This is a genomic window from Streptomyces sp. NPDC029466 (genome assembly GCF_055574515.1).
Window position 1 is genome coordinate 1 of record NZ_JBVHZH010000033.1, and the last position, 14,030, is coordinate 14,030.

General features: G+C 70.8%; 11 protein-coding genes. 4 read left to right on the forward strand and 7 right to left on the reverse strand.

The window, feature by feature from the left end; all coding sequences use genetic code 11:
- Nucleotides 1-207: 207 nt before the first annotated feature.
- Nucleotides 208-1,233, reverse strand: a complete 1,026-nt coding sequence (locus tag ACZ4XD_RS23890; RefSeq protein ID WP_386684212.1) for an ATP-dependent 6-phosphofructokinase — start codon at nucleotides 1,231-1,233, stop codon at nucleotides 208-210.
- Nucleotides 1,234-1,464: 231 nt separating this feature from the next.
- On the opposite strand from ACZ4XD_RS23890, the gene pta reads away from it, so the two are divergent.
- From pta to pyk, 3 genes are all read left to right on the forward strand, one after another.
- On the forward strand, nucleotides 1,465-3,561 hold the full coding sequence (gene pta, locus ACZ4XD_RS23895; RefSeq protein WP_468045156.1) for a phosphate acetyltransferase: 2,097 nt from the start codon (nucleotides 1,465-1,467) through the stop codon (nucleotides 3,559-3,561).
- 44 nt (nucleotides 3,562-3,605) lie between these two features.
- A complete protein-coding gene (locus ACZ4XD_RS23900; protein ID WP_468045158.1) occupies nucleotides 3,606-4,841 on the forward strand; it encodes an acetate kinase in 1,236 nt (411 codons plus the stop codon).
- A gap of 61 nt (nucleotides 4,842-4,902) precedes the next feature.
- Nucleotides 4,903-6,330 carry a pyruvate kinase gene (gene pyk / locus ACZ4XD_RS23905; RefSeq protein WP_388185687.1) on the forward strand — a complete coding sequence of 476 codons (1,428 nt, stop codon included), beginning with the start codon at nucleotides 4,903-4,905 and terminating at the stop codon, nucleotides 6,328-6,330.
- A gap of 263 nt (nucleotides 6,331-6,593) precedes the next feature.
- Here the strand turns inward: pyk and ACZ4XD_RS23910 are convergent, their stop codons facing one another.
- The 4 genes from ACZ4XD_RS23910 to ACZ4XD_RS23925 all read right to left on the reverse strand — a co-directional run bounded on the left by ACZ4XD_RS23910 (nucleotide 6,594) and on the right by ACZ4XD_RS23925 (nucleotide 10,759).
- On the reverse strand, nucleotides 6,594-7,874 hold the full coding sequence (locus ACZ4XD_RS23910; protein ID WP_468045274.1) for a hypothetical protein: 1,281 nt from the start codon (nucleotides 7,872-7,874) through the stop codon (nucleotides 6,594-6,596).
- Complete coding sequence (locus tag ACZ4XD_RS23915) at nucleotides 7,864-8,430, reverse strand: DUF6114 domain-containing protein (RefSeq protein ID WP_468045160.1); 567 nt, start codon at nucleotides 8,428-8,430, stop codon at nucleotides 7,864-7,866. The genes ACZ4XD_RS23910 and ACZ4XD_RS23915 overlap by 11 nt, the downstream gene beginning before the upstream one ends.
- Nucleotides 8,431-8,558: 128 nt before the next feature.
- A complete protein-coding gene (locus ACZ4XD_RS23920) occupies nucleotides 8,559-9,176 on the reverse strand; it encodes a DUF6230 family protein (RefSeq protein ID WP_006603038.1) in 618 nt (205 codons plus the stop codon).
- 611 nt (nucleotides 9,177-9,787) lie between these two features.
- The gene (locus ACZ4XD_RS23925; RefSeq protein ID WP_468045163.1) at nucleotides 9,788-10,759 is read right to left on the reverse strand and encodes a tetratricopeptide repeat protein; all 972 of its coding nucleotides are present in this window, start codon (nucleotides 10,757-10,759) and stop codon (nucleotides 9,788-9,790) included.
- A 408-nt stretch (nucleotides 10,760-11,167) separates the two neighbouring features.
- On the opposite strand from ACZ4XD_RS23925, the gene ACZ4XD_RS23930 reads away from it, so the two are divergent.
- On the forward strand, nucleotides 11,168-11,812 hold the full coding sequence (locus ACZ4XD_RS23930) for a TetR/AcrR family transcriptional regulator (protein ID WP_468045165.1): 645 nt from the start codon (nucleotides 11,168-11,170) through the stop codon (nucleotides 11,810-11,812).
- A gap of 52 nt (nucleotides 11,813-11,864) precedes the next feature.
- Here ACZ4XD_RS23930 and ACZ4XD_RS23935 read toward each other — a convergent pair whose 3' ends face one another.
- Entirely contained in the window at nucleotides 11,865-12,869 is a 1,005-nt protein-coding gene (locus ACZ4XD_RS23935; RefSeq protein ID WP_468045167.1) for a GDP-mannose 4,6-dehydratase, read from the reverse strand.
- The gene (locus ACZ4XD_RS23940) at nucleotides 12,866-14,026 is read right to left on the reverse strand and encodes a UDP-N-acetylglucosamine--N-acetylmuramyl-(pentapeptide) pyrophosphoryl-undecaprenol N-acetylglucosamine transferase (RefSeq protein ID WP_468045169.1); all 1,161 of its coding nucleotides are present in this window, start codon (nucleotides 14,024-14,026) and stop codon (nucleotides 12,866-12,868) included. Before ACZ4XD_RS23940 ends, ACZ4XD_RS23935 begins: the two co-directional genes overlap by 4 nt.
- Nucleotides 14,027-14,030: the final 4 nt, after the last annotated feature.

Here is a 14,030-nt window from a genome sequence, read left to right on the forward strand (position 1 = left end):
TCGGTGAGGCGATCGGGACCATTGGCCTGCCCGTCGTTCTCCTCCCTCGCATGAACTCCCCCCCTCCCCCCCCCCCTCCCCCCCCCCCTCACCCCCCCCCCCCCCCCCCCCCCCCCCCCCCCCCCCCCCCCCACACACCCCCCCCCCCCCCCCCCCCCCCCCCCCCCCCCCCCCCCCGCCGTTGGTGTTTCCGGGAAGCCGCGGGACTCAGAAGACCGACTCGGCCTCGTCCATCCGCCACTCGGGCACCGTCTTGAGCTCGGTGACCGCCTCGGCCAGCGGCACCATCGTGATGTCGGTGCCGCGCAGTGCGGTCATCTTGCCGAAGTCGCCGCGGTGGGCGGCCTCGACGGCGTGCCAGCCGAAGCGGGTGGCGAGCACCCGGTCGTACGCAGTGGGGGTACCGCCGCGCTGCACATGGCCGAGAATGACCGGTCGGGCTTCCTTGCCGAGGCGCTTCTCCAGTTCGGTGGCCAGGTGGTTACCGATACCGGAGAACCGCTCGTGACCGAACTGGTCGATCGCGCCCTTCTTGTAGTCCATGGTCTCCTCGGCGGGGTGGGCCCCCTCCGCGACACAGACGACCGCGAACTTCTTGCCCCGGGCGAACCGCTCCTCGACCATCGTGACCAGGTCGTCGACGTCGAAGGGGCGCTCGGGCAGACAGATGCCGTGGGCGCCGCCGGCCATGCCGGACTCCAGCGCGATCCAGCCCGCGTGCCGTCCCATCACCTCGACGACCATGACCCGCTGGTGCGATTCCGCGGTGGTCTTGAGGCGGTCGATGGCCTCCGTGGCGACGCCGACGGCGGTGTCGAAGCCGAAGGTGCGGTCGGTGGAGGAGATGTCGTTGTCGATGGTCTTGGGGACGCCGACGACCGGCATCCCGGCGTCCGCCAGCATCCGCGCGGCGGTGAGGGTGCCCTCGCCGCCGATCGGGATCAGGACATCGATGCCGTAGTCCTTGGACATGTCCTTGGACTTCTCACAGGCCTCGCGGAGCCGGTTGCGCTCCAGCCGGGACGAGCCGAGGATGGTGCCACCGCGGGCGAGGATGCCGCTGACCGCCTCAAGATCGAGCTTGCGGTAGCGGCCTTCGAGCAGGCCCTTGAAGCCGTCCTCGAAACCTATGACCTCGTCGCCGTGCCCGGTGAGGGCACGGTGGACAACAGACCGGATCACAGCATTGAGGCCAGGACAGTCGCCGCCTGCGGTGAGGACTCCGATACGCATCGTGCTGTGTCTCCTGTGCTCGCTGTTGGTTCGTGTGAGCCGGTCCGATTGTTTCACGGGCAGCCCGGCCCTCCCCGCACACAGACCTCCCCCCTACTGTCCCCGCACCGGCTCCACAAGGGAAACTGGGAGAGCGGCTTATCCACCGCCGCAGGTATTGTCAAGAGGGGCAAGCCCACAATAACGGCTGATTTTGACCTTACGACCAACGGAATGGATCGGAGAGCACGCGTGACGCGCAGCGTGTACGTGACCGGTATCGACCGCGGCGACGGCCGCCAGGTCGTCGAGCTGGGAGTCATGGAGCTCCTCACCCGCCATGTCGACCGGGTCGGAGTCTTCCGCCCGCTGATGCACAACGACGGACCCGACCGGCTCTTCGATCTGCTGCGGGCCCGCTACCGGCTCACCCAGGCAGCCGACACGGTATACGGCCTCAGCTACGACGAGGCCGCCACCCTCCAGGCCGAGCGCGGCACCGACGAGCTGGTTTCCCGGCTCGTCGACCGCTTTCACGCCGTGGCCAGGGACTATGAGTACGTCCTGGTCCTCGGCTCGGACTACGCGGACACCAGCCTGCCGGCCGAGCTGGCCCTCAACGCCCGGCTCGCCAATGAATTCGGTGCCGCGGTGCTGGCCGTCGTCGGCGGTCAGGGCCAGGAGGCCGAGTCGGTCCGCGCCGAGGCCCGCAACGCCTATCAGGCCTACCACTCGCTGGGCTGTGACGTCGTCGCCATGGTCGTCAACCGGGTGGACCCCGCGCACCGCGAGGCCGTCGTCGACCGGCTCTCCGCCCGGCTCCCGGTGCCCTGCTACGCGCTCCCCGAGGACGGCTCGCTCTCCGCGCCGACCGTCGGCCAGATCGTGCACACCCTGGGTGCCGAGGTGCTGCTCGGCGACGACTCGGGGCTCGCCCGGGACGCCCGGGACTTCGTCTTCGGCGGCGCCATGCTGCCGACCTTCCTCAAGGCGCTCACCCCCGGCGCTCTCGTGGTGACCCCCGGGGACCGGGCCGACCTGGTCATCGGCTCGCTCGCCGCGCACAGCGCCGGAGCCCCGCCGATCGCCGGGGTGCTGCTCACCCTCGACGAGCGGCCCGGCCCCGACATCATGGCGCTGGCCGCCCGCCTCGCGCCCGGCACCCCGGTGGTCTCCGTACCGGGCGGCTCCTTCCCGACCGCGGGTGAGCTGTTCGCGATCGAGGGCAAGCTGAACGCCGCCTCCCCGCGGAAGGCGGAGACCGCGCTCGGCCTCTTCGAGCGGCATGTGGACACCGTGGAGCTGACCAACCGGATCTCCGTCGCCCGCTCCGGCCGGGTCACCCCGATGATGTTCGAGCACGAGCTGATCGAGCGCTCCCGCGCCGGCCGCCGCCGGGTCGTCCTCCCCGAGGGCGGCGAGGAGCGGGTGCTGCGCGCCGCCGATGTGCTGCTGCGCCGCGATGTCTGCGATCTGACGCTGCTGGGCGAGGAGGAGGCGATCCGCAAGCGCGCCGCCGACCTGGCCATCGACCTGGCCGGCGCCCAGATCATCGACCCGCAGACCTCCGAGCTGCGCGAGCGGTTCGCCGAGCGCTACGCCCAGCTGCGCGCCCACAAGGGCGTCAGCGTCGAGCTGGCCTTCGACGTCGTCGCGGATGTCTCCTACTTCGGCACGCTGATGGTCCAGGAAGGGCTGGCCGACGGCATGGTCTCCGGCGCGGTGCACTCCACCGCCGCCACCATCCGCCCCGCCTTCGAGATCATCAAGACCCGGCCGAACGCCCAGATCGTCTCGTCGGTCTTCTTCATGTGCCTGGCCGACCGGGTGCTGGTCTACGGCGACTGCGCGGTCAACCCGGACCCGAACGCCGAGCAGCTGGCGGACATCGCCATCCAGTCGGCCACCACCGCCGCCCAGTTCGGTGTCGAGCCGCGGATCGCGATGCTGTCGTACTCCACCGGCACCTCCGGCTCCGGCGCGGACGTCGACAAGGTCCGCAAGGCCACCGAGATCGTCCGCGAGCTGCGGCCCGATCTTCTGGTCGAGGGCCCGATCCAGTACGACGCGGCGGTGGACGCGGCGGTCGCGCAGACCAAGCTCCCGGAGTCCGATGTCGCGGGCAAGGCCACCGTGCTGATCTTCCCGGACCTGAACACCGGCAACAACACCTACAAGGCCGTGCAGCGCTCGGCCGGTGCGGTCGCCGTCGGCCCGGTCCTCCAGGGGCTGCGCAAGCCGGTCAACGACCTCTCGCGCGGCGCCCTGGTGCAGGACATCGTCAACACCGTGGCCATCACCGCCATCCAGGCCCAGGGCGCGCAGCCCGGCGCCGCCCACACCGGCTGACCCCGGCCCCGTCCGTCTCCCCCTCCCACCCCGGAAAGCGCTACATGACTGCCACCGCCACCCGCGTCCTCGTCCTCAACTCCGGCTCCTCGTCGGTGAAGTACCAGCTGCTCGACATGAACCCGGAATCCGGCGACGGCCCCGCCGCCGGCACCCGTCTCGCCGTCGGACTGGTCGAGCGGATCGGCGAGGAGACCTCGCGCCTGGCCCACACCCCGCTGGCCACCGGGGGTGACAAGCGGGAGACCGAGGGCCCGATAGCCGACCACGAGGCCGCGCTGAAGGCGGTCGCCGCGGAGCTGTCCGCCGACGGTCTCGGCCTCGACTCCCCGCAGCTGGCCGCGATCGGGCACCGGGTGGTGCACGGCGGGCTGAAGTTCACCGCCCCGACCGTGATCGACGACGCGGTGCTGGCGGAGATCGAGCGGCTGGTGCCGGTCGCCCCGCTGCACAACCCGGCGAACATCACCGGCATCCGGACCGCCCGGGCGCTGCGCCCGGACCTGCCGCAGGTGGCGGTCTTCGACACCGCGTTCCACACCACGATGCCGGAGTACGCGGCCCGCTACGCCATCGACGTGGCCACCGCCGACGCCCACCGCATCCGCCGCTACGGCTTCCACGGCACCTCGCACGCCTATGTCTCCCGCAAGACCGCCGAGCTGCTGGGCAAGGACCCCTCCGAGGTCAATGTCATCGTGCTCCACCTGGGCAACGGCGCCTCCGCCTCGGCGGTGGCCGGCGGCCGCTGTGTGGACACCTCGATGGGCCTGACCCCGCTGGAGGGCCTGGTCATGGGCACCCGCTCCGGTGACATCGACCCCGCGGTGACCTTCCACCTCAAGCGGGTCGCGGGGATGTCCGAGGACGACGTCGATGTGCTGCTCAACAAGAAGAGCGGGCTGGTCGGGCTGTGCGGTGACAACGACATGCGGGAGATCCGGCGGCGGATCGACGAGGGTGACGAGCGCGCCCAGCTGGCCTTCGACATCTACATCCACCGGCTGAAGAAGTACATCGGGGCCTACACCGCGGTGCTCGGCCGGGTCGACGCGGTGGCGTTCACCGCGGGCGTCGGGGAGAACGCCGCCCCGGTGCGCGCGGCCGCCCTCGCCGGCCTGGAGGAGATGGGTCTGGCCGTGGACGACGGTCTCAACGCCGTACGGTCCGGCGAGCCCCGGCTGATCTCCCCCGAGGACGCCCGGGTCGCGGCCGCCGTCGTCCCGACCGACGAGGAACTGGAGATCGCCCAGCAGACATACGCCCTGGTCAGCGCCTAGGACTCGGTGTTTCCACCTACCGAAATATTCCGCCGCTAAACAAACCGATAGGATTCTGCCCATGCGCCGTTCCAAAATCGTCTGCACCCTGGGCCCCGCCGTCGACTCCTACGACCAGCTGAAGACGCTGATCGAGGCCGGCATGAACGTGGCCCGTTTCAACATGAGCCATGGGACCCAGCCGGAGCACGAGGAGCGGTACCACCGCCTTCGCAAGGCCTCCGAGGAGACCGGCCGCGCCGTGGGCGTCCTGGCCGACCTCCAGGGCCCCAAGATCCGCCTGGAGACCTTCGCCGACGGCCCCGTGGAGCTGGTGCGGGGCGACGAGTTCGTCATCACCACCGAGGACGTCCCCGGTGACAAGACCATCTGCGGGACGACGTACAAGGGCCTGCCCGGCGACGTCTCCAAGGGCGACCCGGTCCTGATCAACGACGGCAATGTCGCGCTCCAGGTCGTCGAGGTCGACGGCCCGCGGGTGCGCACCATCGTCATCGAGGGCGGGGTCATCTCCGACCACAAGGGCATCAACCTGCCCGGCGCCGCGGTGAACGTCCCCGCGCTGTCCGAGAAGGACATCGAGGACCTCAAGTTCGCCCTGCGGATGGGCTGCGACATGGTCGCGCTGTCCTTCGTGCGGGACGCCAAGGACGTCCAGGACGTGCACCGCGTCATGGACGAGGTGGGCCGCCGGGTCCCGGTCATCGCCAAGGTGGAGAAGCCGCAGGCGGTCGCCAACATGCAGGAGGTCGTGATGGCCTTCGACGCCGTCATGGTCGCCCGTGGTGACCTGGCGGTGGAGTACCCGCTGGAGAAGGTCCCGATGGTGCAGAAGCGCCTGGTGGAGCTGTGCCGCAGGAACGCCAAGCCGGTGATCGTCGCGACCCAGATGATGGAGTCGATGATCACCAACTCCCGTCCGACCCGCGCCGAGGCGTCCGATGTCGCCAACGCCATCCTCGACGGCGCCGACGCGGTGATGCTCTCCGCCGAGTCCTCGGTGGGCCAGTATCCGATCGAGACCGTCAAGACGATGTCGAAGATCGTCGAGGCGGCCGAGGAGGAGCTGCTCTCCAAGGGCCTCCAGCCGCTGGTGCCCGGCAAGAAGCCGCGTACGCAGGGCGGTTCGGTGGCCCGCGCGGCCTGCGAGATGGCCGACTTCCTGGACGGCAAGGCGCTGATCGCCTTCACCAAGTCCGGTGACACCGCCCGCCGGCTCTCCCGCTACCGCGCGGCCCAGCCGATCCTGGCCTTCACCACCGAGGCGTCCACCCGCAACCAGCTCACGCTGAGCTGGGGCGTCGATGCCTTCGTCGTGCCGCACGTCGACAACACCGACGCCATGGTCGACCTGGTGGACGCCGAGCTGCTCAAGCTCAAGCGCTACAGCAAGGGCGACACCATGCTGATCACCGCCGGTTCGCCCCCCGGCGTCCCCGGCACCACCAACATGGTCCGGGTGCACCACCTCGGCGGCGAGCAGGCCTGACGCACCGGCACACGAAACGGCGGTGGGGGGGGGGGGGGGGGGGGGGGGGGGGGGGGGGGGGGGGGGCGGGGGGGTGGGGGGGGGGGGGGGGGGGGGGGGGGGGGGGGGGGGGGGGGGGGGGGGGGGGGGGGGGGGGGGGGGGGAGGAGGGCGGGACGACAAAAAACACAAAAGCAGCCGGCCCCCCCCCCCCCCGTGCCCCCCCCCCCCCCCCACCGCCGTTTTCTGTGCGGCTCCCGAACGGGTCGGTGGCCCGGGGCCTGCTCAGCCGGTCATGAACTGGTGCAGACCCGGGACGTGGAGGTTGCCGCCGAACTGGCCCGCCTGGTCGATCTTCACCTTGGTGAAGTAGGCGAACGGGACATTGAGCGGCGGCGGGTGCTCGGGGTCGAAGACGATCGGGATCAACCCGAAGAGGTTGCCCTGGAGCCGCTCGGTGTACATCGTCACCTTGCCGCCGCGGATCGTGGACGTGGACCCCTGGGACGCCTGTACGTGGTACTTCTTGCCGGACGCCCGGTCGTCGACGGTCTGATGCAGATCACCGATGTCGACGCTGTCCGCGGTGAACTTCAGGGCCTGCTTGGTGTGGCCGTTCTGGGTTTTGACATTGACGACGCCCTCGTAGTTCAGACCGCGCAGGGTGAGCGCGCTGGACTCCAGGTGCCAGGGGTCGTCGGGCAGGGTGACGGGCGTCTGCTCGTCCTCGCCCTTCTGCTTGTTCTCGACGACACAGGGGTACGCCTTCTTGCCGTCGGCGTCCTTGCCGTCGACACCGCCGCCGGGCAGGGCGTTGTCCGCCGCGCCCACGGCACCGTGGACGGTGTCGTTGACCGTCTTCGACCCGCTCTCGGCGGCGTCACCGGCCTTGTCGGCGCCGTCCTTGAGGCCGTCGACGGTGTCCGTGACCGGCTTGGTGACCTTGTCAGCGGCCGAACCGTCGTCCGTCGACGCGGACGGCGAGGGGCTCGGGGAGGCGGTGTCGGACGCGGAGGGGCTCGGCGAGGCGGCCGGCTCCTCGTCCTTGTCGTCGTCCCCGCCCAGGAGACCGCCGAGCGCATCACCGATGCCGCCCAGCACACCTCCGTCGTCCTTCTCCTCCTCGGAGGCCGACGGCGACGGGGTCGCGGAGCCCGAGGGCTCGTCGGTTTTCGTGGAGCCGGACGGCTCGGGCGCGGGCGTCTTGTCCGTGTCCTTGCCGGCCGAGGGGGAGGGCGAGGCGGAGGGCTCCGCGGACGGCTTGGTGTCGTCCGTGGTGTCCTTCGCGCCGTCCTTGGACTTGCCGTCCTTCTGCTCCACCTTGTCCGGAGCAGTGACGCACGGACCGTCCTTGAAGGGGCTCTTGGGAGGCGCGGGCTTGGCTATCGCCATCTGGGGCGTCAGCCCCATCCCCATGAGTACGGCGGACGGCATGGCGGCGATGGCTATCGCCTTGCCTGCGGGCACATGGAGCCGAGTCAGCAGCGGCTTCCTCGGCGCCGCATGCCTCGGCCCCGTTCTCGCCCCGGTGGCTGCGGTCTCCTCCGGCAGCTCGTCACCCGGCACGGTGCCTCCCGTTCTCTCCATTGGTCGGGCTCGTTCCTGACAGGTCGTCCAGTCCATTGCCCAAGCCGGGACCGGCGGCGGGCGCCGGGTGGGTGGCGAGCACCGGTCCGGCGACCGTGGTGCGGCCCGGCTCCTCGGAGTCGTCCCCGCCCTGGGGGGCCTTGCCCGGAGCCCAGGAGACACCGAGCGCACCGCCGATCAGCCCCAGAAGGAAGCCGATCAGGAAGGCGCCGAAGTTCGAGACGACCAGGGAGACCAGGGAGAGCAGGATCGCCGCCACACCTGCGAAGACACGCGAGGCGGGCTGGAACCACATGGTCAGACCGAGCACGACCAGCAGTACGCCGATGATCAGCGAGCCGGCGCCGGCGGTGGTCGCCATGCGGACGGTCAGGGAACCGATCGTGAGATTCGCGTAAGGGATGTACATGATCGGGATGCCGGCCAGCAGAGTCAGCATGCCGCCCCAGAACGGGCGGTGTCCGCGCCACTCCCGGAACGAAATCCGCTTCCGGCCGATGGTCTCGATCAGCCGTGGTCGCGTTTCGGCGCTCATGTCGTACAGCTCCTCGGGACTGGCAAATCGGTGGTTCTGTGCTGAGTGTCCTACTAGCGCTACCCGCGTACGGGCACGGGGAACGGCGTCAGCCGTACAGCTCGCCCCGCGCCCGCACGCTCAGTGCGTCAGTAGCACTCGCTCTTGCCCTTGGCGACGCTCATCTTGAGGCCGCTGAGCTTGAACGTGCCGGCCGTCGTGGCCCAGGCCGTCTGCTTGACGTGGGTCAGCGTGGCCGAGTCGGCCTGCTGGGCGAACGAGCCGGGGTCGGCCTTGTCGCCCTTGTGCATGCCCGGACCCTTGGTCGTCGAGCCCGCAGCAACACCGATGTCGATGTTGTTGAAGGTCGCGTCCGCGGACAGCTGGTCCAGGTCGATGTAGAGGTTCTTCGCCTCGACCGGCGTGTCACCGCCACCGGCCGACAGCTTCATCGACACATCGCCGAAGACCGGGACCGGAACGACCACCGACTGGCAGAGGTTCTTGATCTTGGCGTTCGAGAACCCCGAGACCGCCACCGGGACCTGCTTGCCGCCCTTCTGGGCGTCAATGGCTCCGTACTGAACAAATCCGGTGCCGTCCAGCCGGTCGGTAGCGACCTTGAACTGCTGGCCGGACACGCTGAACGATGCCGCGAGCGCACCCTGCGAGAGGGCGACGCCGATCGCGGCGGTCGCCGCGACGCTCGGCACCATGACGACGGCGAACCGCTTCCATCTGGTCCCGCCACGAGCCAGGGACTCCATGACTTTCCTCCTTCTCGGACGTACATCTCCGGTACCGGCCGCCCGAGTTGAACAGCGGTACCTGGGATGGGAGAAGTGCTACGTCCTCGGGAAGAAGAGCGCCTGTCCTCGGAGGCACAACGTGTTCCGAATACCGGCGATCACCCCCGAGCGACAACCACTGGCCACGCTCTCGCGCAACCTCCTGGACAGGCCCTGCCGGGTGGGGCAGAGACCCCCCTGTCCACGGTCGGCGCCACTGCCGCCGACCACTCGGTGGGGACCCAAGTGCCCCGCGGCACCGGCCGGATGCCGGGCTGCGGGAATGGACCGAGCGTGGCCGATCGTGGTCCATTCACGGCCGCCGCACAAGGGGCTCGTTACTTGCGGGTAACGGCCCGATAAACACGCCTGCACACGGCGAGATCGACTGGACACACACTGTCGCTGTTAACAGCAAGAGGACATGAGGCAATTGCGGACACATCGCCGCAAGAGGGCCGCTGAGACTTACTTGAAGTAACAGCGGCCACGTTTACCAAGTTTTGGTAAAACGTGGCCGCTGCTTCGTTTGTTTGGTCAACTCGCGGAGGCCGTACTGGTCAGAAGAGGGCGACTCCGCGGACAGCGGGTCAGAACAGCACCCGGGCCAGCGCCGTACGGGCCGTCGTCACCCGCGGATCATCCGCCCCGATGACCTCGAAGAGCTCCAGCAGCCGGACCCGCGCGGCCTCCCGGTCGGCGCCCGCGGTCCGCTTCACCACGTCGATCAGCCGCCCGAAGGCGTCCTCGACATGCCCGCCGACCAGGTCGAGGTCCGCGGCCCGGATCTGCGCCTGCACATCGGCCGGGTTCTCCGCGGCCTCCTTGCGCACCGCCTGGGGATCCAGGTCCTGCACCCGGTGCAGAAGCTCGGCCTGCGCCAGACCGAGCTTGGCCTCCGGGTTGGCCGGGTCGTCGGAGAGCACGTTCTTGTAAGCCTGGATGGCACCGCCCAGGTCGCCGGAGTCCAGCGCCTGGTTCGCGGCCTCCAGCAGGGCGTCATAGGGACCGGCCGGCGCCGGGGCCTCGGCCTCCGGCTGCTCACCCGCGGCCTGCGGGTCGACCGGCGCGCCCACGATGCCGAACTGCTGCTCGGCGGCCTGCACCAGCTGGTCGAGCACCTCGCGGATCTGCGACTCGGGGGCCGCGCCCTGGAACAGCGGGATCGGCTGGCCCGCCACCACCGCGAAGACCGCCGGGATGCCCTGCACCCCGAACTGCTGGAACAGCATCTGGTTGGCATCGACGTCGATCTTGGCCAGCACGAACTTGCCGGCGTACTCCCCCGCGAGGCGCTCCAGCAGCGGACCGAGCTGCTTGCACGGCTCGCACCACTCGGCCCAGAAGTCGATGACGACCGGAACCTCGGTGGAGCGTTGCAGGACGTCCTGCTGGAACCCCGCCTCGTCGACGTCGAACACCAGGCGGGCACCGCTCGTGGGCGCCCGGCCCGTACGGGCGGCCTCGGCGCGTGCCTGCTCCGCCTTCTGCTTCGCTTCACCGGCCGCCTTCACCGCTGCGAGGTCGACGACTCCACTCATGGACATATTGCGTGGCTGCATGGGTCCATCCTCCCCCCTGGGCGGCCCGTTCCGAAAAGCGATCCGGAAAGCGGTGCGGTCGTCGATCCGGCCGGTACTGCGGTCGGTGGTGCGGCAGGCGGCTCCGGCGGCGGGGCCGGGCCGTTTCGCCGGGCACCGCGGCCCGTGCGCACACCCCGCCGGAATGCCGGTGTACGTCCGGGAGCACTGCCCGTCCGGTCCCGAGGAGGACCGTTCTGCGGCCCCGAGGAGGACCGTCGTGCGCGGCCATGGGTCCCCACCCACGGCCAGTGGTTATCGCTCTTACGCTACGACCCGTAGCGTAACTCCTCGGCACCCCTGCGCAACCACCACTTCCGGCCCCGCGCCGAGTGATCTCCCTCACGGGAGCCGCCGTCCGGCCCCGGACCGGCCGGTATGGTCGCCCGCATGCACGACTCCGCCAGCCCCCGGAAGGGCCGCACGGGCCGCCCCCGCAGCGCCGAGACCGACCGGGCGATCCTCTGCGCGACCCGCGCCGCGCTCGTGGACCTGGGCTGGGGGCGGCTCACCATGAGCGATGTCGCGGCCCGCGCCGGCGTCGCCAAGACGACGCTCTACCGCCGCTGGGCCAACAAGAACGAGCTCGTCGTGGACGCCGTGGCGGTCCTCTTCGACGAGCTCGAACTCCCCGACCGGGGCTCGCTGCGCTCCGACATCGAGGGGGTGGTGCTCCAGTTCGGCGCACTGCTGGCCCGGCCGGAGACCAAGACGGCGCTGATGGCCGTGGTCGCGGAGTCGACCACCGACGGAGCGCTGCGCGAGCGGATCCGCTCGGCGATCGTCGACCGTCAGAAGCGGCTGGTCCTGCTCGGCCGCTCGCGCGCCCAGACCCGTGGTGAGCTGCCCCCGGACACCCCGGGCGAGGAGGGCGAACGGGCGGCCACCCGCAACATGGACCTGATCTTCGATGTGATCGCCGGGGCGATCGTGCACCGCACCCTGGTCAGCGGCGAGCCCGTGGACACCGCGTGGGGACGGGACTTCACGGCCCTCTTCCTGACCGGCCTGGCCGGGCTGGGCGCAGCGGACTGAGGCCGGGCGCCCCGCCGCGGTGCGGCGGCGGACACCCGGCCCCGGTCGCCGGTCAGACCTGGTAGCGGTCCGCCGCGAAGAGGTGCAGGTGCTCCGCCACCCACTCCGACGTCCACTTCAGGCCCTGCTCCAGCGAGACCTCAGGCCGCCACGAAGCCCACTCGCGCGCCCGGGAGTTGTCCGACAGCAGCCGCTCGACCTCGCTGCCCGCCGGGCGCAGCCGCGCGGCGTCCACCACCACCTCGGCCTCCCGGCCCGACGCCGCTATCAGTGCCTCGGCGAGCGCGCCGATCGAGATCTCCCGGCCGGTACCGAGATTGACGACCTCGCCCAGCGCCCGGTCGCAGTCGGCCAGCGCCATGAACCCGGCCGCGGTGTCCGTGACATAGGTGAAGTCGCGGGTCGGGGTGAGCGAGCCGAGCTTGATCTGCCGGGCACCGGCGTGGAGTTGGGCCAGGATCGTGGGGATCACGGCCCGTGCCGACTGCCGCGGCCCGTAGGTGTTGAACGGCCGCACCACGGTCACCGGCAGCTCGAAGGCGTGCCGGTGCGACAGCGCCATCATGTCCGCGCCGATCTTCGAGGCGGAGTACGGCGACTGCGGCTGGAGCGGGTGGTCCTCGCTGATCGGCGCGGTCAACGCGGTCCCGTAGACCTCGCTGGTGGAGGTGTGCACCAGCCGGCGCACCGCATGGCGCCGGCTGGCCTCCGCCACGTTCTCGGTACCCACCACATTCGTCTGCACATAGGCGCCCGGCGCGTCATAGCTGTACGGAATCCCGATCAACGCGGCCAGATGGAAGACGGTGTCGCAGCCCTCGACGGCGTCCATCACCCGGCCCGCGTCCCGGACATCGCCGGAGATCATCTCGACCGGGCCGCCCGGCACGAGATAGCGCGCCAGATTTCCCTTTTCGGCGTACGGCTTGTAATGGACGAACGCGCGCACCTCGGCGCCCGCCTCCACCAGCAGGTCGACCAGGGTCGAGCCGATGAACCCCTCGGCCCCGGTGACCAGGACCCTGCGGCCCGTCCACTGCTGCGTGTTGCTGCTCATGCTGACTCCTTCATCGTGGGGTGTGCGGTGTACGGGTGGCCGGCCAGCGCCAGCACCTTGGCGGCCAGCAGGTCGGCGGCCCGGGCATGGGTGCCGGGGTCGGCCGCCGCGCCCATCGCGGCGAGCCGGCCGGGATCGTCGAGAAGCGGGCCGACCAGGGCGTCCAGCCGCTCGGCCGAGGTCTCGGCGTCGGCCAGCAGCAGCGCCGCCCCGGCGTCGGAGAGCACCCGCGCGTTATGGGTCTGGTGGTCGCCCGGTGCGTACGGATACGGGACGAGGACGGCCGGCATCCCGATCGTGGCCAGCTCCGCCACGGTCGCCGAACCGGCCCGGCACACCACGAGATCGGCGGCGGCATAGGCCAGATCCATCCGGTCGAGGTACGGCACGGCCGTGGCGACCGCCGCCCCGCCGTTGGCCGCCAGTTGCGCCCGGGTCTCCTCCAGGGCCGCGGGCCCGGTCTTGATCAGCAGCCGGAGATCCGTACGGGTCCGGTAGCGGCCGGCGAGTCCCACCGCCGCCTCGGTGAGCCGGGCGGCGCCCAGGCTGCCGCCGTTGACCAGCAGCAGACGCGCGTCGTCCGGGATGCCGAACTCCCGGCGGGCGGCGGGGCGCAGCCGCCCGCGGTCCAGGTCCGCCAGCGGGCCGACCAGCGGCATCCCCACCGTCTCGGCCCGCTCACCGCCGGCCAGATGCTCCCGGCTGCGGTCGAAGGCGAGGGCGAGATGCGGGGTGAGCCGGGCGGCGAACTTGTTGGCCCGGCCGGGCACCGCGTTGGACTCATGGATCACGCTCGGCAGTCCGGCCAGCCGCGCCCCGACGATCACCGGGGCGCTGGGGTAGCCGCCCATACCGACCGCGACCTGGGCGTTCTGTTCCTTGAGAATGCTCCGGCACTGGCCGCCCGAGCGCAGCAGCGCGGCCGGCAGCAGATACCGTCGGGCGCCGAGTGCGGGATCGAAGGGGATCATGTCAACGGTGTGCAGCCGGTATCCGGCCTGCGGGATCAGCCGCGTCTCCAGTCCGCGTTCGGTCCCGACGAAGGAGATCACCGCCTCGGGCACGGCCCGGCGGAGTGCGTCGGCGAGCGCGAGTCCGGGATAGATATGGCCGCCGGTGCCGCCCGCACCGATCACGACAGAGAGTGGTGTGCGCATGGCC

Coding starts and splice junctions, on each gene's coding strand:
- ACZ4XD_RS23915 (WP_468045160.1), bottom strand. CDS start 8,430: ATGAGCGCCGAAACGCGACCACGGCTGATCGAGACCATCGGCCGGAAG.
- ACZ4XD_RS23900 (WP_468045158.1), top strand. CDS start 3,606: ATGACTGCCACCGCCACCCGCGTCCTCGTCCTCAACTCCGGCTCCTCG.
- ACZ4XD_RS23940 (WP_468045169.1), bottom strand. CDS start 14,026: ATGCGCACACCACTCTCTGTCGTGATCGGTGCGGGCGGCACCGGCGGC.
- ACZ4XD_RS23935 (WP_468045167.1), bottom strand. CDS start 12,869: ATGAGCAGCAACACGCAGCAGTGGACGGGCCGCAGGGTCCTGGTCACC.
- pyk (WP_388185687.1), top strand. CDS start 4,903: ATGCGCCGTTCCAAAATCGTCTGCACCCTGGGCCCCGCCGTCGACTCC.
- ACZ4XD_RS23930 (WP_468045165.1), top strand. CDS start 11,168: ATGCACGACTCCGCCAGCCCCCGGAAGGGCCGCACGGGCCGCCCCCGC.
- ACZ4XD_RS23890 (WP_386684212.1), bottom strand. CDS start 1,233: ATGCGTATCGGAGTCCTCACCGCAGGCGGCGACTGTCCTGGCCTCAAT.
- ACZ4XD_RS23925 (WP_468045163.1), bottom strand. CDS start 10,759: ATGCAGCCACGCAATATGTCCATGAGTGGAGTCGTCGACCTCGCAGCG.
- ACZ4XD_RS23920 (WP_006603038.1), bottom strand. CDS start 9,176: ATGGAGTCCCTGGCTCGTGGCGGGACCAGATGGAAGCGGTTCGCCGTC.